19 protein-coding genes are annotated in these 22,925 nt (G+C 68.6%); 9 read left to right on the top strand and 10 right to left on the bottom strand.

The annotated features are described in order from the left end of the window. Positions 1–109: 109 nt before the first annotated feature. Genes AW272_RS03830 through AW272_RS03820 form a run of 3 tightly spaced genes read right to left on the bottom strand, consistent with a single transcriptional unit; the run spans position 110 to position 4,645 of the window. Positions 110–1,786 (bottom strand): right-handed parallel beta-helix repeat-containing protein, encoded by a 1,677-nt coding sequence (locus tag AW272_RS03830; RefSeq protein WP_066361031.1) that lies wholly within the window; start codon positions 1,784–1,786, stop codon positions 110–112. After that, positions 1,783–3,411, bottom strand: coding sequence for a hypothetical protein (locus AW272_RS03825; RefSeq protein WP_066361030.1), 1,629 nt, complete (start codon positions 3,409–3,411; stop codon positions 1,783–1,785). Before AW272_RS03825 ends, AW272_RS03830 begins: the two co-directional genes overlap by 4 nt. 10 nt (positions 3,412–3,421) lie before the next feature. Continuing rightward, complete coding sequence (locus AW272_RS03820; RefSeq protein WP_157518262.1) at positions 3,422–4,645, bottom strand: O-antigen ligase family protein; 1,224 nt, start codon at positions 4,643–4,645, stop codon at positions 3,422–3,424. 147 nt (positions 4,646–4,792) lie between these two features. Between AW272_RS03820 and AW272_RS03815 the strand changes: the two genes are divergently transcribed. Further along, positions 4,793–5,689 carry a sulfotransferase domain-containing protein gene (locus AW272_RS03815; RefSeq protein ID WP_169807484.1) on the top strand — a complete coding sequence of 299 codons (897 nt, stop codon included), beginning with the start codon at positions 4,793–4,795 and terminating at the stop codon, positions 5,687–5,689. Here AW272_RS03815 and AW272_RS03810 read toward each other — a convergent pair. After that, on the bottom strand, positions 5,667–6,524 hold the full coding sequence (locus tag AW272_RS03810) for a phosphotransferase (protein WP_157518260.1): 858 nt from the start codon (positions 6,522–6,524) through the stop codon (positions 5,667–5,669). The genes AW272_RS03815 and AW272_RS03810 overlap by 23 nt on opposite strands. Beyond that, positions 6,521–7,612: a DUF1972 domain-containing protein gene (locus AW272_RS03805; protein WP_066361026.1), complete on the bottom strand. Its 1,092-nt coding sequence runs from the start codon at positions 7,610–7,612 to the stop codon at positions 6,521–6,523. The genes AW272_RS03810 and AW272_RS03805 overlap by 4 nt, the downstream gene beginning before the upstream one ends. Positions 7,613–7,684: 72 nt before the next feature. Here AW272_RS03805 and AW272_RS03800 point away from each other — a divergent pair, with 72 nt between their 5' ends. The 6 genes from AW272_RS03800 to AW272_RS03775 all read left to right on the top strand — a co-directional run bounded on the left by AW272_RS03800 (position 7,685) and on the right by AW272_RS03775 (position 14,936). Beyond that, entirely contained in the window at positions 7,685–8,794 is a 1,110-nt protein-coding gene (locus AW272_RS03800) for a glycosyltransferase family 4 protein (RefSeq protein ID WP_066361025.1), read from the top strand. 62 nt (positions 8,795–8,856) lie between these two features. Further along, positions 8,857–9,999 carry a GumC domain-containing protein gene (locus AW272_RS03795; RefSeq protein ID WP_157518258.1) on the top strand — a complete coding sequence of 381 codons (1,143 nt, stop codon included), beginning with the start codon at positions 8,857–8,859 and terminating at the stop codon, positions 9,997–9,999. After that, positions 9,999–11,267, top strand: a complete 1,269-nt coding sequence (locus AW272_RS03790) for an MATE family efflux transporter (RefSeq protein ID WP_066361023.1) — start codon at positions 9,999–10,001, stop codon at positions 11,265–11,267. Before AW272_RS03795 ends, AW272_RS03790 begins: the two co-directional genes overlap by 1 nt. Further along, positions 11,242–12,258 (top strand): YncE family protein, encoded by a 1,017-nt coding sequence (locus tag AW272_RS03785; protein ID WP_066361022.1) that lies wholly within the window; start codon positions 11,242–11,244, stop codon positions 12,256–12,258. Before AW272_RS03790 ends, AW272_RS03785 begins: the two co-directional genes overlap by 26 nt. A 19-nt stretch (positions 12,259–12,277) precedes the next feature. Beyond that, positions 12,278–13,897: a PQQ-binding-like beta-propeller repeat protein gene (locus AW272_RS03780; protein ID WP_066361021.1), complete on the top strand. Its 1,620-nt coding sequence runs from the start codon at positions 12,278–12,280 to the stop codon at positions 13,895–13,897. A gap of 82 nt (positions 13,898–13,979) precedes the next feature. Next, positions 13,980–14,936: an FkbM family methyltransferase gene (locus AW272_RS03775; protein ID WP_066361020.1), complete on the top strand. Its 957-nt coding sequence runs from the start codon at positions 13,980–13,982 to the stop codon at positions 14,934–14,936. Here the strand turns inward: AW272_RS03775 and rfbD are convergent. Further along, on the bottom strand, positions 14,933–15,739 hold the full coding sequence (gene rfbD / locus AW272_RS03770; protein ID WP_066361019.1) for a dTDP-4-dehydrorhamnose reductase: 807 nt from the start codon (positions 15,737–15,739) through the stop codon (positions 14,933–14,935). The genes AW272_RS03775 and rfbD overlap by 4 nt on opposite strands. Beyond that, on the bottom strand, positions 15,736–16,665 hold the full coding sequence (gene rfbB / locus AW272_RS03765; protein ID WP_066361018.1) for a dTDP-glucose 4,6-dehydratase: 930 nt from the start codon (positions 16,663–16,665) through the stop codon (positions 15,736–15,738). Before rfbB ends, rfbD begins: the two co-directional genes overlap by 4 nt. A 116-nt stretch (positions 16,666–16,781) precedes the next feature. Here rfbB and AW272_RS03760 point away from each other — a divergent pair, with 116 nt between their 5' ends. After that, positions 16,782–17,951, top strand: coding sequence for an RNA-guided endonuclease InsQ/TnpB family protein (locus tag AW272_RS03760; protein WP_157518256.1), 1,170 nt, complete (start codon positions 16,782–16,784; stop codon positions 17,949–17,951). A 52-nt stretch (positions 17,952–18,003) separates the two neighbouring features. Here the strand turns inward: AW272_RS03760 and AW272_RS03755 are convergent, their stop codons facing one another. Beyond that, positions 18,004–19,071 carry a glucose-1-phosphate thymidylyltransferase gene (locus AW272_RS03755; protein ID WP_066361017.1) on the bottom strand — a complete coding sequence of 356 codons (1,068 nt, stop codon included), beginning with the start codon at positions 19,069–19,071 and terminating at the stop codon, positions 18,004–18,006. 5 nt (positions 19,072–19,076) lie between these two features. Then, complete coding sequence (locus AW272_RS03750) at positions 19,077–20,522, bottom strand: sugar transferase (RefSeq protein WP_066361016.1); 1,446 nt, start codon at positions 20,520–20,522, stop codon at positions 19,077–19,079. Between the two features lie 349 nt (positions 20,523–20,871). Between AW272_RS03750 and AW272_RS03745 the strand changes: the two genes are divergently transcribed. Then, on the top strand, positions 20,872–21,807 hold the full coding sequence (locus tag AW272_RS03745) for an LCP family protein (protein ID WP_169807483.1): 936 nt from the start codon (positions 20,872–20,874) through the stop codon (positions 21,805–21,807). Here AW272_RS03745 and AW272_RS03740 read toward each other — a convergent pair. After that, the gene (locus AW272_RS03740) at positions 21,800–22,906 is read right to left on the bottom strand and encodes a hypothetical protein (protein WP_066361014.1); all 1,107 of its coding nucleotides are present in this window, start codon (positions 22,904–22,906) and stop codon (positions 21,800–21,802) included. The genes AW272_RS03745 and AW272_RS03740 overlap by 8 nt on opposite strands. Positions 22,907–22,925 lie beyond the last annotated feature (19 nt).

Genomic DNA, 22,925 nt, shown 5'->3' with positions numbered 1-22,925 from the left:
CGAATTACCACGGTTACCTACATCTCAGAAGATCGTCCTCACACCGATGCAAGAGTAATGGAACGGTTTAATCAAGTCTGGAGTAACCCGTGTGTAACTTAGTAACGATTTAAAGTTCACCTTCCGGAGCGCCGGATTTAACGACGGCCCCGGCTTCCACCCCGAACAACCTGGCGACATCAGCGGGCAACGGCGCACCATCGGGCGAATCACCATATTCAGGCGATTCATAGCCGTTCATTTCCTGACCAGTCACCCGGCGGAGGTCGGCCAGCGTGCGCACCGTCGCATCGCTGCTCCTCCAGTCGGCCCAGTCGGCGAGCGGGGCGTTCCCGCGCCGGTAGTAGACGTTGTGGTCGAGGTCGGCCATGTCGCCGGCGCTCTTGCGGCGGGTCAGATCGCGGACCGCCACGAGCGGCTCGGCGCCGGCGGCGGAAAGCACGTTGTTGCGCACTTCGACGCCGCTCACATTCCAGCTCACTCCCGGTACGAGTTGCTGCCGCGCCCCATCGATCGCATAGATCTGGCGGCCTTTGTTGTCGGCCACGGTGTTGTTCCAGATCCGCACGTCACTTGACTCGTTGACATAGATCCCGTTGCTCCCGTTGCCGGTCACGACGTTTCCGGCGATGAGCGCGTCGGCGGAGATCTCGAAATGAATGCCGTGGTGGGCGTTGTTCCTGGCCATGTTGCGGGCGACCACGGCGCCGACGATCGATTCGTCGAGCCAGATGCCGGGGCCGCGGTTGTCCTCCATGAGGTTGCCGACGACCGCCATGCGCCGCGACTCGGTGATCTTCAGACCGCCGGAGACCGGGGTCATCATGAACCGTTCGACGTTGTTGCCCCTGCTGATGTTGCCGACGATCGTGGCGTCGTCGGACTTGTGGCCGCCGAGGCCGACCTGGCCGTTGCCGGCGAACAGGTTGTTCCTGACGGTGATCCGGGCGCCCTTCAGCGAGAGGCCGGTGACCGAGGTCTCGGCGAAGACGTTGTTCTCGATGGTCATGTCGTCGGCGAACGCCTTCACTGCGGCGATCCTGGCCAGGGAGGTGGCGTAGCGGCGTACACCCACGCCTTTGAGCGAGGAACCGTGGGCGCCCTCGAAGTAGAGGGCCTCGTCGAGAGTGGTGGCGCGCACCTCGCGGCCGACCGGGTCGTCGCCGATGAAGAGCTGCCGGGTCTGGTAGTCGACGAAGAAGGCGCCGGGGCCGACCTCGTCGGCGGTCCGGACCTGGGCGAGCTGCCGGTCTTCGACGAAGACCTGGTCGGGCCAGTTGGCCATCGGGAACGCCGGGTCGACCATGTGCCAGTCTTCGCCGCCGCCGGCGGTGAAGTCGGTGTTGTCGAACTGGACGGCCCAGTCGTCGCGGCGCCAGCGGGAACCGTCCTTCACCCAGCCGTCGACCGGTTCGCTGCCGTCGAACCAGACGACCTCGCCGGGACGGTTCTGGATGGCCAGCCGTTTCCGGAAGATCTCCACCTTCTCGTGGTAGACGCCCTCGCGCAGCACGATCGTCGCGCCCTCGGGGGCGGTCTCCACCGCGTGGGCCAGCGTCCGCCACGGTTCTTCGATGTCGCCGGGCGAGGCGTCGTCGCCGGTCGGCGCGATGAAGAACGCGCCGTCGGGGACGGGATAGTCGGCCTGGCCCAGCGGGACCGGCCCGGCCGTCTCCCAGGACGGCTGGGCCGGCACACTCGCACCGGGCCGCATCAGCGCGGCCCAGATCAGGACGCCCGCCGTCGCGAGGGCCACGGCCCCCGCGACGGCGAGCCCCCGTCTCACGAAACCGTCACCGGCGCGCTGGTCGGAGAGGAGACGCGGTTGTTGTACGGGTCGATCGCGCGCACCCGGTAGGTGTGCGACGCGCCGGGGGTCCGGCCGATGTCCTGGCACGACAGGTTCGGCAGGCTCCAGAACACCGAGAAGCTCTCGGCGGTGCAGGCGACCTGACCGTCGTTGCGGAGCACCTCGTAGCTGACCTTGCGGTTGTCGAGGTCCCACGTGGCGCCCCAGCGGATGGTCACCTTGCCGCCGCCGTTGGCCTGGAGGGTCGGCGCGCCGAACCCTGCCTGGATGGGACCGCCCACGTCGGGGCTGGTCTCGTGGAAGGTCCAGCGGGTGAGGCCCTGCTGCGCCACGTCGTTGACCTCCAGGAAGTCACCGCCGGCCCACAGGTAGGTGCCGTCGTTGGCCATCGTCCACGGGCCCTGCACGTAGGGGTAGACGGTGCCAGGCGCCGAGTTGGGGAACCAGTGCAGGATCGTCTGCTTGGCGCCCTGCGCGGTGCCGGTCGGCTCGGCGATGTAGCGACGGTGCGGCTTGGTCTCGGGGAAGGCGTCGCCGCCATAGTAGGACTGCATGTTGCAGCGGTGGGCGTGGCTGCCGCTGTAGAGCACGCCGCCCATCACCGAGATCGCCTGGGTGGCGCCGAGGCAGTTGTTGATCCAGATGCGCGACCCGTTGTCGGGGTTGAAGGCCAGCCGGCCGTCGAAGGTTCCCTCGCCGTTGGCACTGGCGTACATGCGGGTGCCGTCGGAGACGATGTCGGTCACCCACGAGCGGCTGCTGGAGCTGTTGGCCGGGATGTCGTTGCTGTTGAACGTGCCCTTGGAGCCGTCGCTGACGTTGACGGCCGACAGGCCGTGCTGCTTGATGTTGTTGATGCGGTCGAAGTCGCCGCCGACGATCAGCCGGTTGCCGGCCGGGGTCAGCGCCATGGCCAGGACGCGCTTGTCGGCGGTCGGCGCCCACGAGGTGAGGGTGCCGCTGGGGTCGAAGGCCGCCAGCCGGGTGCGGGTCTCGCCGTCGACGGTGGTGAAGTGGCCGCCCGCGTAGACGGTCGTGTCGGACACGGCCAGCGCGCGCACCCGGTTGTTGACCACGGGGTTGAAGTCGGGGTCGAGCGCCCCGGTCGCGGTGTCGAAGGCCGCGATGCGGTCGCGCCGCGAGCTGTCGATCTTGTTGAAGTCGCCGCCGACGTAGATCTTCGAGCCGTCGGGCGAGGCCTTGATCTCGAAGACCGTGTCGCAGCGGTATTGGTTGGTGGCGATCTTGTCGCACTCGTTCTGCGCCTGGTCGTCGGTGAACGTCGGCGAGAACGCGACCGGGTTCCACGGCAGCAGATCGCCGGTGGCGGCGTCGAACGCGGCCAATCCGACCCGCGAGACCTCACCCGCGCCCCCCTTGGGGACGCCCGGCGGGCGGACATTGTCGAAGTTGCCGCCGACGTAGGTGACGCCGTTGACGATCTCCATCGCCAGCACGACGCCGTCGGTCTGCCAGGTCGGCAGCGCGTCGGCCGTGACCGTGGCGGGCTCGCCGGCCGCGGGTGCCGTGTCAGCCATGGCGGCGGGGACGGGGGTCACCGCTAGCGCGGCGAGCAGCCCCAATAAAAGGGTCTTGCGCATTTGGTCCCCTTCAGGGCACAGGTGAGGTCACATCGGCCCCACGCGTATCGTGACGCTCTTCGCGTCTCTCAGGTTTACGTGTGATAACACATGTCCACGCCACGATGAGGAACATCCAGATGGATGCGACGTTCGCCGCACCCGCCATCTGGTCGGCCGTCAGGCCGTCGACCACCAGGAAGATCAGCAGACCGAGGAGCAGCGCCGCCTCGACCCGCACCTCTTTGACCCTGGTGAACGACAGGTTCACCGTCAGCACGACGACGAGGAGCAGGCAGAAGATCGCCGCCCCGGTGAGCCCGCCCTCGACGACCACGTTGACGAAGATGTTGTGGCCGCCGCCGAGCCCGAGGGCGTCGAGGAACAGCCCGCGCGCCGACGACATGCCGTTGCCGAACACCGGCCGGTTCATCACCGCCTGGTAGGCGAAGGTCCACAGGTCGGTGCGTGAGTTGAGGCTTTCGAGCTGCGCGACGGTCTCGCCCCGGGTGGCGAACTCGATGAGCTTGTCGCCGTACAGCAGTGGCAGCAGCACCACGATCGGCACCCCGACCATGATCACCTCGGCCCGGCCGCGCGATCCCCGGGCGGTGAGCAGGAACGCCGCCACCCCCGCGACGATGCCGATGGCCGCGCCGCGGGTGCCGGTGGCGACCAGCGCCGCGCCCGAGACGACCGCCGAGACAGCGTAGACCGGCCATGGATAGCGCCTCGGCAGCCCGTTCGGCACCAGGAACGCCAGGCACAGCAGCAGCGCGACGCCCAGGAACATGCCGGCCGTGACCGGGTGGACGTAGAGCCAGTTGAACCGGTCTTGCGTGTTGGGGGTGCGTTTCAGCGGAAGCGCCACGCCGAACGCCACCGAGACGACCACCAGGCCGACGAAGAAGTGGGCCAGCCGGTAGAGGTCGTCGCGGGAGGCCCGGGTCGCGATCACGTGACAGACGATCGCGGTGACCAGCAACTGCGACGCCCGCACCGCGGCGAACGGCGGGAACGGGGTCCACAGCACCGACAGGGCGCAGTAGGCCGCGAACAGCCAGGCCAGGATCAGCGCGGCGGGCGCCGCCTGGCGCGGGGCCCGGAAGCCGAAACGCCGGTAGAGGTAGAGGGCGCACAGCCCGTAGACGCCGATCTCCAGCAGGATCGTCGCGTCGATTCCGCCGCCGACGGCTTCGGAGACGTCACGCGAACGAAACTTGTAGTCACTGGCGAGGATCATCCCGAGGGGCACGAGCGTGGGCCACCATTGCGTCCGAAGCCGCCGGTGGCGCGCACCTCTCACGCCGGTCCCCCCGAATCGCCGCTCCACCTGGTGACGTGTGCCAGCATACGAGCGGTTAATAACTTTTCACTATGACCGGTTGAAAGGATGACGTGGATGAACCTCCCCAAACCTGTTATTAACGCGGGCCGTACCGCCATCCGGAGCTGGGGCATGGCGACCGCGGGGTTCCGGCCCGATCCCGACTTCCTGCTCATCGGGGCCAAGCGCGGCGGGTCGACGTCGTTCTACTTCGCCCTGCTCGAGCATCCCCGCGTGATCCCGCTCTTCCCGGCGGCCGGGCTGCTGCCGAAGGCCAACCACACCAAGGGCGTCCACTACTTCGACTCGAACTACGCGCGCGGGATGCGGTGGTACCGGTCGCATCTGCCGAGCTGGTCCAGCCGTTCGAAGGCCGGGCGCAGGGCAGGCGGGCCGGTGGTGGCCGGCGAGGGTTCGCCCTACTACCTGCACCACCCCCTGGCCGCCGAACGTGCGGCCGGGAACGTGCCAAACACGCGCATCCTGCTCGTGTTACGCGACCCCGTGGAGCGCACGTTCTCCCACTACCGGGAGCGGGTGCGCGCGGGCGCCGAGAACCTGTCGTTCGAGGAGGCCCTGGCCGCCGAGCACGAAAGGACCGACGGGGAGGAGGCGAGGATCATCGCCGATCCGGCGTACCTGTCCTACGCCCACGAGCAGCAGTCCTACGTCGCCCAGAGCGAATACGCCCGCGGCCTGGAGCGCTGGTTCGCGCACTTCCCGCGCGACCGGTTCCACATCCTGACCAGCGAGGACTTCTACCGCGACCCGCAGGCGGCCTGCGATCGTGCGGCCGATTTCCTCGGGCTGCCGCCCGCGCCGCTGCGCGAGGCGGGCAAGGTCTGGAACGCCGCCGCCCCCGGTGACATCCCCGACGACGTGCGGAAGAGACTCGGCCGCCACTTCGCCCCGCACAACCGGCGGCTCGAGGAGATGCTCGGCCGCAGGCTCAGCGACTGGACGGCCGGCTGAGCACCTCGAGTGCGGCGAGCATGCCGCCGTTGAGCGGCAGGTCGTCGTGGCGCTTGGAGATCACGGCCTCCCAGTGGGCGGCCGCCTCGGCGTAACCCGTGGGCACCGGGTCGACCCCGAACAGGGTCGTCTCGGCGGCCCGGTAGTAGACCTCGTCGGCGCCGGGGGGCGCCCAGGCGGCGTCCTCCCAGTCGATCAGCCAGGGGATCCTGCCCCGGGTGCGGCGCAGGTTCCACGGGACGAGGTCGCCGTGCATCGGCAGCCAGTGATCGGGGGTGCCGGGCGGCTTGGGCAGCTTGGCGAGCAGCCGCTGGATCCTCGACGTCAGGTCGGAGATGTCAGGGACCCGGAAGGGCCTCGCCGGCACGGGTTCCATCGCCGAGATCACCAGCCACGACGGCCCCGCCCCCAAAACGACCGGGGCACGGAAGCCGTCGCCGCCGTCGAGCAGCCGCAGCACCTGGGCCTCCCGCTCCAGCCCTTCCCGCACTTTCAGGAATCCGACCGGGCGGCCCTTCCTCAGCAGCAGCGCGGCCGCCCCGGACCGGGTCGCCTGCGGGCGCAGGTACAGCGCCACCTCGTCGACCGGGCCGACCACCTCCTCGACGTCGCGCAGGACGGAGTCCCAGTGGTCGACCGGAGGGACCCACCGTTCGCGGCGGCCCGGCAGCAGCCACGGCCCGCCGATGAGCACCGCCCGGTGCAGCACCCGCTGCGCCAGCAGGGGCAGCGGTTTGGAGAAGGTGAGCAACGACAGCCCGGCCGCGGCCGACCGGGCGTCGCGGACCGGGACCCAGACGTTGGCCCGGCCCGGCGGGTAGCGCACGAAACTCATCCGCGCAGGTCCAGGCAGAGGCGCTCGTAGCGGGCGGCGACGTCGTCCCAGGTGTAGGAGGTGCGGGCGCGTTCGCGGGCCAGGTGGCCCCGGTGGCGGGCGGCGGGCGAGTCGTCTTCGGCCTGCTCGATCACCCGGGCGAGGTCGTCGGGGCCGCTGAAGAACGCGCCCGACTCGCCCAGGACCTCGCGGTTGAACACGACGTCGTAGGCGATGGTCGAGGCGCCCGCGCCCATGGCCCGCAGCAGCGACGGGTTGGTGCCGCCGACGGAGTGTCCGTGCAGGTAGGTGGCGCAGCCGGCGTAGAGGGCGTCGAGCAGGTCCTGGTTCCAGACGGCGCCGACCAGTTTCACCCGGTCGTCTCCGGCGGCCAGGTCGTTGATCTTCCGCACGTACTCCTCGGCGTAGGGCGCCGAGCCCACGACGATCAACGGCAGCTTCGCCCTGCTCCGCGTGTAGCCCTCGACGATCACGTCGACGTGGTTCTCCGGCTCGAAGCGGGCCACCACCAGGTGGTAGGCGCCGGGTTCATAGCCTTCGGCTTTCAGCAGGTCGTCGTCGCAGCGCTCCTGGATGGGGGCGCCGTAGGGGATCATCACGCTCTCGGCGTGGTATTTCTCCAGGTAGTAGTCCTGGATCGCCACAGCGTCGGCGATGATCTGCTTCGACCAGCGGACCGAGAGCTTCTCCACAGCCAGGTAGTAGCGCTGCCCTGCACCGTTCCATTTGGCCCGCTTCCACTCCAGCCCGTCGACGTGGGTGGCCACCGGGATGCGGGCCAGCTTCAGGAACGGCAGTAAGGGCGCGTTCGCCGCGTTGAACACCAGCGCGACGTCGGTGCGGTGGAACAGCACGTGGCCGACCGACAGTCCGGTGTGGCTGAGCGTTTCCATGATCTTGTGCTGGACGGCGGGCAGATGGACGAGCGTCATCCCCTTGTACGAAGGGATCTTCTCCACCGCCCCCCGGCAGTAGACCCGGACGTCGTGGCCCGCGTCGGCCAGGCGCGCCCCGATCTCCTCGACGGCGGTTTCGAAGCCCCCGTAACGGGCGGGCACCCCGCGAGTACCGATCATGGCGATACGCATGCGACCCCCTCGTTGGATGACAAGATGAACATCCAACCGTAAACGGTAACCAAACATTTGGATGCGGCAACCATGGTTCGAGTGGTGATGGCGCACCCGTCGCCTGATCTCTACGGCTCCGACCGCATGCTCGTCGAATCGGTACGGGCCCTGTCGGAATTGGCCGAAATAACGGTCGCTCTGCCCGCAGAGGGGCCTTTGTGCACCTTGATCAAAAAGGCCGGGGCCGAAGTCGAGATCCTGCCCGTCCCGGTGCTGCGCAAGGCCTACCTGAAGCCGGTCGGCCTGCTCAGGCTGGCCGCCGAGCTGGCCACCACGCTCCCCCGCATGGTGTCCCACCTGCGGAAGAACCGCCCTGCGGTCCTGTACGTCAACACGGTCACCATCCCCTGGTGGCTGCTGGCCGGGCGGCTCGCGCGGGTGCCGAGGGTCGTGTGCCACGTCCACGAGGCGGAGGAGAGCGTTCCAGGCCCGATCAGACGGGCGCTGGCGCTGCCGCTGCGGCTGGCCCATTCGATCATCGCGATCAGCCACAGTGTGCGCGACCGAATCACCGCCGACGGGGCCCCTGACGGGAAAACGACCGTCATCCACAACGGCGTCGCCGGTCCGCCCCCCACCGACCCCCGTCCGGAGCACGAGGGCCACCTGGTCCTGGTCGGCCGCCTGTCCCCGCGCAAGGGCAACGACGTCGCCGTCGAGGCGGCGAAACTGCTGGTCAGCAGGGGTCACACGATCAAGCTGACGCTGGCGGGCACCATCTTCCCCGGCTACGAGTGGTACGAGGCCGAGCTCCGCGCCAAAGCCGGACCCGAAGTGATCTTCGCCGGGTTCGCCGACCCGGTGTGGCCGCTTCTGGCCACCGCCGACGTCGTGCTGGTCCCCTCCCGGGTGGAACCCTTCGGGCTGGTGGCCGTCGAGGGCATGCTGTCCCGCCGCCCCGTGGTCGCCAGTGCGGTGCAGGGGCTGGCGGAAATCGTCCACGACGAGAAGACCGGTCTGCTCGTGCCGCCGGGCGACCCGGTCGCGCTGGCCGACGCGGTGGAAATTTTGCTTAACGACTGGACCGCCGCGAAGGCCCTTGCCAACAGGGGTTTTGACGATGCCGTGTCCCGCTTCGGACTACAGCGTTATACGGAGGCAATGAAGCGGGAGATTCTCGGGCCTGACGCGGATGTCTAAACTGTGAATCGACCGCTTCTTTACCGTGAAGAGGAATGCACAACGGGGGAGAACAGGCATTCGTGGCCACAGACCAACGTGACGAGACCCCGGAGGTCGGCCTTCTCGAGGCCGTGTGGCGCTACCGGTGGTCGTCCGTCGCACTGATCCTCGTCACCGCGGTCATCGCGGGGGCGGCGACCTTCTTCGTCTTCGGCAACGTCGAGGCGACCGCCCGGTTCGCGGTCGTCGACCCGCGCAGCACCACCTACCTGCGCATGGGTGTGTCCTCCGACAGCAGCTACATCGCCTACACCGCGCAGCGGGCCGCGTTCACGCAGTCGGCGGGCGTGCTCGACCGGGCCAGGCAGCTGCTGGAGAACGAGCAGCAGGTCGCGGTCGACCTCGAGACGCTGCGGCAGAACGTCACCGCCTCGCCGGGCACGGCCGGCGGCATCGTGGTGGTCACGGCGACGGCCAAGACCGACAAGCTGGCCGCGCAGATGTCCAACTCGGTCGTGGCGGCCTACCAGATCCTGACCGAGGCCGACGCGCAGCGCGACCAGGAGAAACTCCTCAAGAGCGTGCGAACCACCCGCGAACGCGTGCAAGACGACCTGAAGCGGACGCCGAAGGGCAGCGCCACCGAGGCGTCGCTGACCGAGGCGCTGGTGCAGCTCCAGCTCAAGGAGTCGGAGGCGACGATCGACCTCGCCCAGTTCGGCGGCGGAGTGCGGTTCGTCGACCAGGCCAACCCGCTGAAGCTCACCCCGAGCAAGGTGCCGACCAACATCGCGATCGGCCTGGCGGTCGGCGCGCTGCTGGCCATCGTCATCGCGTTCCTGCGCGCCACCAACCCGATCGGCACCGTCCGTCAGGCGACCATCGCGACCGGCCAGCGCCACAAGCCCGCACCGCCCCGCCGCCCGCTGCTGCCCCGGCCGGAGATCAACGGCTCGGCGTCGGTCAAGGCCGAATACGACGACCGTCCGACGGCCGCCTTCGAACGCATCAGCCTGCCCGCGAAAGCGCCGGATCAGCGGCCCGAACTCACGGCAGCCGAGAAGCCGCCGACCGAGAGACCCACGCCGCCGCCCCCTATCCGCAGCTGGCCAGAACCGCCGAAGGCCGCCAGGACACCGGCGGCCAAAGACACTCCCGCCGAGGACCCGCCCGATGACGACTCTGAGCCCGTGGTGACCATCGACACCGGCGCCGCCTCCTGATGGCCGGTCCTCTCCGTAAGATCCTCGCCCGAGCGGGCGGGTCGGTCACCTCCCAGGCCGTCACGGCCGGTGGCAGCGTCGTCTTACAGCTCATCGCGGTGCGGTTCCTCGGCCCCGAGGCCTTCGGCGCCTACGCGATCATGATGGCCGTGCTCGTCGCGGTCACCACTGTCTACTCGTCATGGGTGGGCGATTCGCTCAACGTATTGGACCGTTTCAATCCGCGCGTCCGGGCCGCCCTGTGCGCCTCGATCCTCGGGCTGACCACGGGCGGCACGGTCGTCGGGGTGGCGTTCGCGCTGCTGCTCGACCTGGCCGACGCGCCGGGTGTCGCGGCGTTCGCGCTGCTCATCGTCCTGTGGCTGCCGCAGGAGAGCGCGCGGCGGCTGCTCAACGCGCGGCTGGAGTTCGGCCGGCTGGTGCTCAACGACCTCGTCTACGTCGGGGTGACGCTGGCGATCCTGGCCGGGCTCTGGTTCACCGGCACCGCGTTCACGCTGACCTGGATCCTGGGCGCGATGTGCGCGGGACAGGTCGTCTCACTGGCGCTGACGCTGGTGCTGCTGCCGTCGGTGGAATACCGGCTGCCCCGGCCGCGCCTGGCCGGGCTCGGCGAGGTGTCCGCCTTCGCGGCGTGGCGATCCGCGCAGGCGTCGCTGCGGCCGGTCGCGCTCCTGGTCATGCGAGTGGCGATCGACGCGTTCGCCGGGCGGACCGTGCTGGCCGCCGTCGAGGCCGCGCGGCTGCTGATGTCACCGGCGCTCACGGTCGTCCAGGGCGCGGGGTCCTATCTGCTGCCGACGTTCGTGCGGCGGCGTGACGCGGGGGTGCCGATCCGGCCGCGCAACGCGCTCGCCGCCTCGGTGGTGCTCATCGTCGGCACGCTGGCCTGCGGTTTCGCGGCGATAGCCGTTCTCGGACAGGTCGGCCCGCTCATCACCGGGGGCGCTTTCACCCTCGACGCGATCACCGTCGGCGGCTGGATCGCCTACACGGTCAGCTTCTCCGCCACGCTGCCACTGGCGATGATGGCGGCGGCCTACACCCTGTCGCGCCTGGTGTTCCTGGTTCGGGCGGCCGAGACCGGCATCGGCCTGACCGCCATGCTGGTCATGCTCGCCGTCGCGCCCGACCTGGCGCATCTGGCGCCCTACTGCATCGGATTCGGCGGCCTCGCCTCGGGGTTCCTCCTCTGGTGGCACCTCCGCAAGGTCCCCGTCCCGTCACGGAATGAGATCCCGCATGCGACGACGCACGCTGCTGAGTAGCGCCGCCCTGGCGTTCGCCCTGACGGGTGCGGTCCCCGCGCACGCGGAGCCGGCCCCCCTGACGCAGGTGAAGCCGGCGTGGCGGCAGGACCGGCAGATCGCCGACCTGAAGATCAAGGAATCCAGCGGTCTGTACGCCTCCCCGCTCCACCCCGGCGTCATCTGGACCCACAACGACGGCCCCGGGGCGGCCACCCTCTACGCCATCGGCCCCGACGGCTCGACCCGGGCGGCCGTCACGATCGAGGGCGCCCCCGCCGTCGACGCCGAGGCGATGGGCGGCTTCGTCGACCAGCGCGGCAACGCCCTGATCTACCTGGCCGACACCGGCGACAACAACAAGACCCGCACCGCCGGGGTGACCCTGTTCGTCTTCCCCGAGCCGAAGACCCTGGCCGACGTCAAGGTGACCGCCGAGCGCTATCCGATCGTCTACCCCGACGGCCCACAGGACTCCGAGGCCGTCCTGGTCAACCCGGCGAACGGCAACCTCTACTTCGTCAGCAAGACCCCGACCGGCGGCGCCGTCTACGCCGCCCCCGCGTCGCTGGTGCCCGGCGTGCCCAACCGGCTCGAGAAGCTGGTGCCGGTCCCCCACGTCATCTCCGACGGGCTGATCGGCTACGACGGCCGCATGTACCTGCGCGGCCTGGCCAAGATCCGCGTCTTCTCCAATGTGACCGGCCAGGTGGTACAGACGATCGACGCGCCCAAACAGCCGCAGGGCGAGTCGATGACGCTGAGCGCCGACGGGAAGTCGCTGCTGGTCGGCAGCGAGGGCGAGAAGAGCGCGATCTGGACGATGGCGCTGCCGAAGGAGCTGGTCACCGGCCCGATCCGCAAGCCGGGGCCACAGCCCGACCCGAACGCGATCCAGCAGACCACCAAGGCGAAGGAGCCGTCGAAGCTGCCGCAGCTGATGCTCGGCGGGGCGGCCGGGCTCGTGGTGCTGATCGGGCTCGGGGCCGTGGTCCGTCGACTGAGGCGTTAATCAGGTTCATACTCCAGCCATGCGGAAGAAGTTCCTGGCCGTCTTATCCGTGGCGTTCCTGCTGACCGGCCTGATCGCGACCCCCGTCTGGGCGGCCGACTACTCGGGTCAGCCCCGGGCCGGCTGGCTGCCGAACGGGCGGGTGCTGGCCATCGTCCACACGGGTGATCGGGTGGTGATCGCGGGTGAGTTCACCAGCCTGCGGCACTCCACGACCGGCGAGAACGTGGGGCGGCAGCGCATCGCGCTGCTCGACGCGGCCAGTGGCGACCTGATCCGCACATGGTCGCCCGCCGTGAACGGCGCGGTGCAGGTGCTCGCGGTGGGAAACGGGCGCGTGTTCCTCGGCGGCGACTTCACGACCGTGGCGGGCCAGACCCGCACCCGGCTGGCCGCCCTCGACCTGTCGACCGGCGGTGTGATCGGCGGCTGGACCCCGGCCGCGAACAGCACGGTCCGCGGGCTGGCCGTGATCGGCGACACGCTCTACGCCGGCGGCGCGTTCACGCAGGTCGCCGGGCAGAACCGCACCCGGCTGGCGGCCGTCGACGTCAACAGCGGCGCGCTGCGCGGCTGGAACCCGGGCGCCAACAACACGATCATGGCCATGGCGCCCGCGCCCAACGGCGGGAGCGTGGTGGTCGGCGGGCAGTTCCGCACCCTCGGCGGCGCGACGCGGCTGTTCCTCGGCTCGGTCGACCTCAACGGCACCGTCACCGGCTGGACTCCGCCCGCGAGCTGTGACGTGGCGAGCAACCAGTGCTGGGTGCTCGATCTGGCCGCCGACAACGACAGTGTGTACGCCGCCATCGCCGGAGTCGGCGGACGACTGGCCGCCTACCGGCTGAGCGACGGCTCGCGGCGCTGGCAGCGCACCGCCGACGGAGACGTGGAGTCGGTCGCGGTCCGCGGCTCCTACGTGTACGCGGCCGGCCACTTCTGCCCCGACTTCGCCGGGTTCCAGCGGTGTGACTTCGCCGCCGTCGACACCGGGACGGGCGCGGTCGACACCGACTTCGCGCCCACGGCCAACGGGCAGGTGTTCGCGCTCAGCGCCGGACCCGACGCGCTCCGCGCGGGCGGCGGCTACGGCCAGCTCAACGGGGTCTCCCGGCCCAACTACACCGAGTTCCCGCTGATCCCGCCCTCGGGCGACGTGACGCTGATCCCGACGGGGTCGTCGTGGCGCTATCTCGACAACGGCAGCGACCAGGGCACGGCGTGGCGGGCGACGGGCTTCAACGACTCCGGCTGGCCGCAGGGCGCCGCGCAGTTCGGGTTCGGCGACGGCGACGAACGCCAGGTGATCGCCTCCGGCCGGACGACCTACTACTTCCGCACGACCTTCGGCGTGGCGAGTGCTCTCAGCCAGCTGACCATGAGCGTGATCAGGGACGACGGCGCGATCGTCTACGTCAACGGCAACGAGGTCTGGCGGAACAACCTGCCCGGCGGCACGATCACCGCCGGGAGCTTCGCCACCTCGACCATCTCCGGCACGGCCGAATCGCAGTGGACCGACGTGACGCTGTCGCCGGGCCTGCTCCAGCAGGGCCAGAACACGATCGCGGTGGAGATCCACCAGGACCGGCCCGACTCCAGCGACGTCAGTTTCGACCTGCGCCTGCGGGGGCGCTGAGGTACATCGGATTGAGACCCGACGACGGCCATGTACGCCCATATTCTGACTCGATACGGTTTGCCCCGATCGAGAGAAGTCCATGGCCGAGAAGCTTTCACCCACCGTGCGCGCCCGGGTCCTCGCCCGGCAGATGCTTTCACGCTCGCTGATCGTGGTGCCGCCCGGCGTGACGATGAAGGCCCGGTCGAGTTACCACTCCTCCTCCGGCGTCTCGCGCACGGTGCTCGGCCAGGTGGTGCGGGTGCTGCGGCACCGGCCGCTCGGATTCGTCTCGGACTTCGCGCTGCCCGACAACCCCCGGATCCGGCTGGCCGCCGTCGAGTCCCGGCTGGCGCGCATCCTGTTCTGGTACGGCGAACGCGGCTACGAGGGCATGGAGACGGCCTGCTGGCGTGACCTGTGCGCCAAGGCCAACGGCATCCTGGAGCTCGGTGCCAACATCGGCTATTACACCGTCCAGGGGGCCGATGCGGCCCGGGACGTGCCCTATGTCGCGGTGGAGGCCAACCCGGAGGCGGCCGGCATCGTGTCGCGCAACGCCGACCTCAACGGGCTGGACAACGTGAAGGTGGTCCAGGCCGCCGTGGTGCCCGACGACGCCCCGGCGACGCTGGAGCTGTCACTGCCCGACCAGGAGAGTTACGTCGCGCCCACCGGGGCCTACCTCTCGGAGGGCGGCGAGGGCATCAGCAACCGCCCGGCCAACCGCACGATCACGGTGCCGACGGTGCGCATGTCGGAGCTGGTCGACTTCGCCGACCTGATCAAGCTGGACATCGAGGGATACGAGGCCAACGTGCTGCGCGCGGTCTGGCCGCAGCTGCTGGCCAACCGGCCCACGATCGTGGTCGAGGTGCTGCGGAACGTCCCGGCGCTCCGCCAGGTGCTGCGCGACCTGCGCGCGGAGAACTACGAGGTCCGGGCCATCGGCGACGACGCGCTCCACGTCATCACCGACGCCGAACTCGCGTCCGAGGAGCCGCTGCCGCGCTACGGCTCCCGGGACGTGATCGTCGTTCCGGCGGAGAAGCTCTAGAGCTCTGGCCAGGCCTCGTGCAGGGCCTCGCGCCAGTCACGCATCGGCTTGGATCTGGTGTTGGCCAGCACGCTGTTCTTCGGGCGGGGCGCCGGGCGGGGGAACTCGGCCGAGGTGATCGGCCGGACCCTTTCCGGGTCGGCGCCCAGCAGGCGGAAGACCTCCTGGGCCAGGCCGTGCCAGGTGGTGGCGCCGGAGTTGGTGGCGTGGAAGACGCCCCGGGCGTCCGAGTTCGCCAGGTCGACGATCCGGCGGGCCAGGTCGCGGGTCCAGGTGGGCTGGCCGTGCTGGTCGGCGACGACGTTCACGACCTCGTGGGACCGTTCGAGGCGGGTCATCGTGCGAACGAAGTCGGGGCCGTGGGCGCCGTACAGCCAGGCTGTTCTGACGACGGTTCCCTGTGCGGCGAGGACGGCCTGTTCGCCGGCCAGCTTGGTGCGGCCGTAGGCGTTGATCGGGCCGGTCGGCGCGTCTTCCGGCCAGGGCTCGGCGCCCTCGCCGGAGAAGACGTAGTCGGTGGAGAGGTGGATGAGCTTGCGGCCCGCCAGTTCCGCGAGCTCCGCGAGCTTCGAAGGCGCGTTGACTCTCAGGGCTTCGGCTTCGCGGGTCTCCGCGTCGTCGACCGCCGTCCAGGCGGCGCAGTTCACCACGACGTCGACGTTCTTCAGAGCTTCGGCGACCTGCGCCTCGTCGGTGATGTCGAGTTCGGCCCGGGTGGGCGCGAGGACATCGGCGCCTTCGAGGACTCGTACGAGATCAGTGGCGAGCATCCCCCCGCCGCCGGTGACGAGCCAGCGGGTCATGCGGGCGTCCACCACGTCGGGTGGTCGCGGTACCAGGCGACCGTGTCGGCCAGGCCTTCTTCGAAGGTCCAGCGGGGGGCGTAACCCAGCGCGCGGAGTCTGGTGTCGTCGAGGCTGTAGCGGCGGTCGTGGCCCTTGCGGTCGTCGACGTACTCGACGCTGTCCCAGGTCGCGCCGCACGCGGTGAGCAGGCGGTCGGTCAGCTCCCGGTTGGACATCTCGGCCGTGCCGGCGATGTGGTAGACCTCGCCGCGCTCCCCGTGCTCTGCCACCAGGCGGATGCCCTGGCAGTGGTCGTCGACGTGGACCCAGTCGCGGATGTTGCCGCCGTCGCCGTAGAGCGGGACCTTCCGCCCGTTGAGGAGGTTGGTCACGAACAGCGGGATGACCTTCTCGGGGAACTGGTAGGGCCCGTAGTTGTTGCCGCAGCGGGTGATCGAGACGTTGAGGCCGTGGGTCACCGCGTAGGCCCGCGCGATCATGTCGCCGCCGGCCTTGGCCGCCGAATAGGGCGAGCGCGGGTTCACCGGGGCGCTCTCGTCCCAGGAGCCGGTCTCGATGGTGCCGTACACCTCGTCGGTGGAGACCTGCACCACTCTGTGGACGCCCGCGTCGAGGCAGGCCTGCATGAGGGTCTGCGTGCCCAGCACGTTGGTCCGGACGAAGTCGGCCGCCCCGTCGATCGACCGGTCGACGTGGGACTCGGCGGCGAAGTTCACCACCAGGTCGTGACCCGGCACCACCTGGGCCAGCAGGTCGGGGTCGCAGATGTCGCCGTGCACGAAGTCGTGGTCGACGCCCTCGATGTTGGCCCGATTGCCGGCGTAGGTCAGCTTGTCGAGCACGGTGATCTTCGCGTCGGGCAGGGTGCGCACGAAATGAGAGCCGATGAACCCGGCGCCGCCGGTGACCAGGACACGTGTCATCGAAACTCCCGAAGCATGGACAGCCCCGCCTTCAGACGGGGGAGGGGAGAAATCATGGAGTCACAGGATCGAACACATATTCGATCATCGGCGGATCCTGCATTAGATTGCGGATCGTGGCGCAGATCGTGAAGCGGACCTACAAGTACCGCTTCTACCCAACCCCAGAGCAGGCCGAGGAGCTCACCCGAACGTTCGGCTGTGTACGCCTGGTCTACAACAAGGCGCTGGAAGAGCGCACCCGGGCTTACAGGTTGGAAGGTCGGAAGATTTCCTACGTACAGTCTTCGGCCGTACTGACCGGCTGGAAGCGCACGAAGGATTTCGCCTTCCTCAACGAGGTGTCTTCGGTGCCGCTGCAGCAAGCGTTGCGACACCTCCAGGCGGCATTTACGAACTTCTTCGCCAGGCGGGCAAAGTATCCGGTCTTTAAGGCACGGAAGCGGTCTCGCCAGTCGGCCGAATACACCCGGTCGGCGTTTCGCTGGCGTGAGGGCAAGATCACCCTGGCGACGATGGGTGGCCCGCTGGACATCGTGTGGTCTCGACCGCTGCCCGCGAGTGCGGAGCCGTCTACACTCACCGTGTCCAGGGACGCGGCTGGACGTTGGTTCATATCGCTGCTGGTCGAGGAGAAGATCGCTCCACTGCCCCCGGCCAGAACGGTGGTCGGTGTGGACGTGGGGATCACCGTCTTGGCGACGTTGTCCACCGGCGAGAAGATTCTCAGTCCCGGGCATAAACGGGCCGAGCGGAAGAAACTCGCCAAAGTTCAGCGTGCCCTGGCTCGCAAGGTGAAGGGCAGCCGTAATCGGGCGAAGGCGAAGCTGGCCGTCGCTCGTTTTCACGCGCGGATCGTTGATCGCAGGCAGGACCATTTGCACAAGGTCACCACACGGCTTGTTCGCGAGAACCAAGTGATCGCCGTGGAAGACCTGGCCGTCCGCGCCATGGTCAAGAATCGTTCGCTGGCCCGCGCGATCTCGGATGCAAGTTGGCGGGAACTGCGCAGGATGCTGGAGTACAAGGCGGCCTGGTACGGGCGGGAAGTGCTGGTCGCCGACCGCTGGTTCCCGTCCAGCAAAATGTGCTCCACCTGCGGGGCCGTCCAGCAGTCCATGCCGCTGAATGTCCGGACCTGGGGATGCGCTTGCGGCGCATCCCACGACCGCGACGTCAACGCGGCCAAGAACATCCTCGCCGCAGGGCTTGCGGAGAGACGAAACGCCTGCGGAGCCGGTGTAAGACCTCAAAGAGACTCCTCTCTGGCGGGCGGCTGGCAGTGAAACAGGAAACCTCACGGGCGACCGTGAGAACTCCCTTCGGGAAGAGACGATGTCAAGCGGAGATTTGCACCTTGCTGTGGTCGCCGAGAACCAGCCGGTGGGCTCGGGGGGTGTTGGGGGCCGGGGTGACCTCGACGTCGTGGCCGATCAGCGACGCCTCGACCCGGCGCACTCCGGTGATGGACGAACGGGCCAGCAGGATCGAATATTCGATCTCGCTGTCGGCGATGACGCAGTCGGCCGCCACCGAGGTGAACGGCCCGACGTAGGAGTCGCTGACACGGGCGCCCGGACCGATGACGACGGGCCCGACGATGCGCGATCCCGTCACGACCGCGCCTTCTCCGACGACCACGCGGCCGATGAGTTCGGAGGCGGCGTCCACATGGCCGCGTACAGACGGAATCAAGGACTCCAGGACGAGGCGGTTGACCTCCAGCATGTCGGCGACGTTGCCGGTGTCCTTCCAGTAGCCCGAGATGATCGTCGACTCGACGCGGCGGCCGTCGTCGATGAGCCACTGGATCGCGTCGGTGATCTCCAGCTCGCCGCGCGCCGACGGCTTGAGCTCGGCCACCGCCTCGTGGACGGCGGCCGTGAACAGGTAGACGCCGACCAGCGCGAGGTCGCTCTTGGGGTTGGCCGGCTTCTCTTCGAGGTTCTTCACGCGCCCTGCCGGATCGAGTTCCGCGACGCCGAACTGCGTCGGATCGGGAACCTTCGTGAGCATGATCTGGGCCGCCGGGCGGTCGCTCCCGAATCTCGCGACCAGGGAGCTGATGCCGCCGACGATGAAGTTGTCACCCAGGTACATGACGAAGTCGTCGTCGCCCAGGAAGTCGCGCGCGATCTTCACCGCGTGGGCGAGCCCGAGCGGCGCGGTCTGCCGCAGGTAGGTGACGCTCAGCCCGAACCGCGACCCGTCGCCGACCGCCGCCTCGATCTCGGCCTGGGTGTCGCCGACGACGATGCCGACCTCACGGATGCCCGCGTCGGCGATGGCCTCCAGGCCGTAGAAGAGGACCGGCTTGTTCGCCACCGGTACGAGTTGCTTGGCGGACGTGTGCGTGATGGGCCGCAGGCGGGTGCCCGAGCCCCCAGCCAGAACCAGGGCCTTCATGTTTTTCAGTACGCTCCCCGCCCGCCGAACACGGCCGACCACGTCTTCCAGAGAATGAGCACGTCAAGGGTGAGCGACCAGTTCTCGACGTAACGCAGGTCGAGCCGGACCGACTCCTCCCACGTCAGATCGGACCGTCCGCTGACCTGCCACAGGCCCGTCATGCCGGGCTTGACCAGCAGCCGCCGCCGGACGTCGTCGCCGTACTGGGCGACTTCCTCAGGCAGCGGCGGGCGTGGCCCCACGAGGGACATCTCCCCCTTGACCACGTTGATGAGCTGGGTCAGCTCGTCGAGGGAGTAGCGCCGGAGCCACGTTCCGAGCGGGGTGACCCTTGGATCGTTCCGCAGTTTGAAGAGAACTCCGTTGCCGTCGTCGTCGAAAGTCCGCAACGTGATCTTCCGGCTCTCGGCGTCGATGGTCATCGTGCGGAACTTGTAGACGGTGAACTCCTCGCCGCCCTTGCCGACGCGGGCCTGCCGGAACAGCGCGGGCCCCGGGCTGGAGATCCGGATCGCCGCTGCGAGGGCCAGCATGAACGGCAGCAGCATCAGCAGCGCCACGGTCGCCATGACCCGGTCGAACACGCTCTTGATGACCTGCCGGATGCCCTTGATGTCGGGGTGTTCGACGTGCAGCAGCGCGAGCCCGGCCACCGGCCGGATGTTGATGCGCGGCCCGGCCACCTCCATCAGCGCGGTCGCGACGAGCAGTTCGGTGCCGCGGTCTTCGAGCTGCCAGGCCAGCCGCCGCAGCGCGTGGCCGTCGAGTTCCGGGCAGGCGAGCACGGCCACGCTGTCGGCCTGCGACGCCACGACCACCTCGGGGACGTTCTTGAAGTCTCCGAGCACCGGGAACCCGTCGACCTGCGCGGGCAGTTGCCCGGCCTGGTCGGGCGGCACGCACGCGGCCACGATGCGCATGCCGTGGTAACGCTCGCGGGAGAACTGGCCGTGCAGTTCGAGCACCGACGTCCAGTGGCCGACCACGACCACCCGCCGCAGGCACTCGCCGGCCCGCCGCCGGCGGTGCAGCCGTTTGCGCATGCCGTAGCGCACGCCCAGGGTGAGCAGCGCGCAGATGGGGATGCCGGCCATGACATAGGAGCGGGCGATGGATGTCTGGGTGACGTACGCGGTGATCGCGACGACCGACGCCAGGATTCCTGCGGAGTGGATGACCTTGCGATATTCGTCGGCGCCGTCACCGATGTTGCGCCGGTCGTAACCTCCGACGAGAGCAAGGGTGAGCGGCCAGGCGGTGGTGATGGCCAGGCCGAGCGGAATCTCGACGGGATGAGCTATCCCGAGCGCGATGCGGACGAGGACAACCCCTTGAATCGCCACGACACCACAGATGATGTCCATGCCGACAGCGGCGCGGATGTAGCGCCGTGACCATCCGGGATCACTGATCCCGGAGCGAACCACCTCTTCCAGAGCAACACCCATGTCGCAGATGCGCCTTTCCCCCACACTTGATACCTGACGGACGCCCCACGTGAACCGTCGGTTTACCGTCCTCACTGACTGATCTTGTTGACCATGAGGATGGTGAACGATGGAACGATCGTAAGATCGCCGCAACATGGAGGGAAAGTTCATCCGAACGTCCACATATGGCCACTTATACTTCAGCAGCAGCTCTGGACAGTTGTCACCGTACACGCATCGACCTGTACCTTTTCGGCAAACCCGCAGGTCTCCACCCCCGGATGGCCACGTGACCCAAACCGCAGACGAGCCGGTACCGAAAAAGCGATCTACACGAAGACGTAACATACTCATCATTTCCTTACTGGTGCTGTCAGTGCCGCTGGCCGCCGTCTTCACGGTCGCGATGGAGCGCCAGTACACCTACGACCGCAACATCAAGCGCATCGACGACGTCTTCCCCGCCGAGCCCGAGCGCCCCGCCAAACCCGTGGGTGAATCCCAGAACTGGCTGCTCATAGGCTCGGACGCCCGTCCGGGAGAGAAGGGCGCCCACCGCGCCGACTCGATCATGCTGGTCCACCTGCCGGCCGACCGGCAGAGGGTCTTCTTCGTCGGCATCCCCCGCGACTCCTACGTGCCGATCTCCGGGCACGGCACGGACAAGATCAATGCGGCGTACGCATACGGCGGACCCAAACTGCTGATCTTGACTGTGGAGAAACTCACCGGAGTTCGAATCGATCACTTCGCCGCGCTCGATTTCAGCGGTTTTGTCGCAATGAGCAAGGCCGTCGGCGGTGTGGACGTCGAGGTGTCAAAGGAGACCTACGACTCGGCGAACAAGGTCACCTGGCCGCAAGGAACCGTTCACCTGGAGGGCGAGAAGGCCCTGCTGTTCGTCCGTCAGCGCTACGGCCTGCCGGGCGGCGACTTCGACCGGATCAAGCGCCAGCAGGCCTTCCTCCGCGCGGTCGCCGACAAGCTCGTCAACGGCGGCGTGCTGACCGACCCGTTCGCCCTGAACGACTTCCTGAGCGCGCTGACCACGTCCATCAGCGTCGACGCGGGGGTGTCGATCGGGACGCTGCGCGATCTGGCGATCGAGCTACGGCACATCCGCGGCGGCAGCCTGGTGGCCTCGACCGTGCCGCTCGCCGGGACGGACACGGTCAAGGGGGCGAGCATCGTCCGCCTCGACGAGAAGGCGGCGAAGCTGATGTACGGGGCGATCAGGGACGACAAGCTGGAGCAGTACTTCGACGATCACGGGGGAACGTCGAACACCAAGCAGGTCAACTGACGGAGCGGATCCTCACCGGCGGACCCAGCCACCAGGAACGCTTTTCCAGCACGACGATGCCGGAGGCCACCACGGCCCGTCTTTCGTCATGCGCCCGAAGCGCCAGCCGGTAGTCGTCGCCCGCCAGCCGCATCTTCACGCGGCGCCTGGTCCGGCCGAGTGAACCGTCGATGACGACGACCCCCTCGTCCTGTCCTTCCGCGCGCTCCAGCCGGATGACCTGCCCGGTGACGTCGTCCTGTTCGACGACGGGTCGTTGGCGCAGCGCGTCCCGCACGAAGTGGATGCGATCGGGGTCGGGGCGCCGCAGCACGACCCGGCTCGCCGTATCGACCGGCTGTGGCTGACTCGGCGACCATCGGAAGGACACATCCAGGGCACGCAGGCCGGGGAACTGGCTCATCCGGTCGATGGAGTCGATCAACTCGGCGCTGGCGCCGTTCTGCACCGCCTCGTCGAGCTCGACCTGCTCCCCTTCCAGCAGATCACGGGAAGCGGTCAGGCCGGTGGCCAGCGTGGTCATCACCCGCCGCGTGTAGGTACCGATGGCAGCCGCCTCGGAACCTCCCTGGACGGGCAGCTCCTCCGACATCTCCTCGTCGTGCTGGGCGAGGATCGTGAGCACGAAACTGCCACGCAGCGTGTGCCCCATGCGCACCTCTTCGGCCAGGAACTCCTTCACCGCATCAGGCCGGCGTCCCTGGTTGGACGCCCTTGGGCGAATGGCGCTGCAGGCCGCCGCCGACAGCATCTGACTCACTCCCGTCAGCAGATTCTGGGCCTCGGAGAGGGGGATCGATCCGTCGACCGTCGTCTGATCAGCGCGGACGAGCAGGATGTCATGACGGGCACCGGCGATCTCCAAAGCAAGATCTTCGTCGTTGCCGATCTCGTAGACGTCGGCGATCGTCGCCAGCGCGTCGCGCAAGCGGGCCGGGAAATCACGATAGGAGCGGTCGAAGGGCACCATCAGGCTGGCCCGTTCGGTGGTGCTCTCCCAGATGGAGTACAGCCCTTCCCGCCAATCGGTCCGCAGCCATCCGCTCACCTTGAGAAATGTCTCGACCGCCGCCGGGGACAGATCCTCCACCGCCACCAAGGGTCGCGCTGCGAAGCCC

This window comes from Herbidospora mongoliensis (assembly GCF_001570545.1).
GTDB lineage: Bacteria > Actinomycetota > Actinomycetes > Streptosporangiales > Streptosporangiaceae > Herbidospora > Herbidospora mongoliensis.
This window is presented reverse-complemented; position numbering and strand designations above follow the sequence as displayed.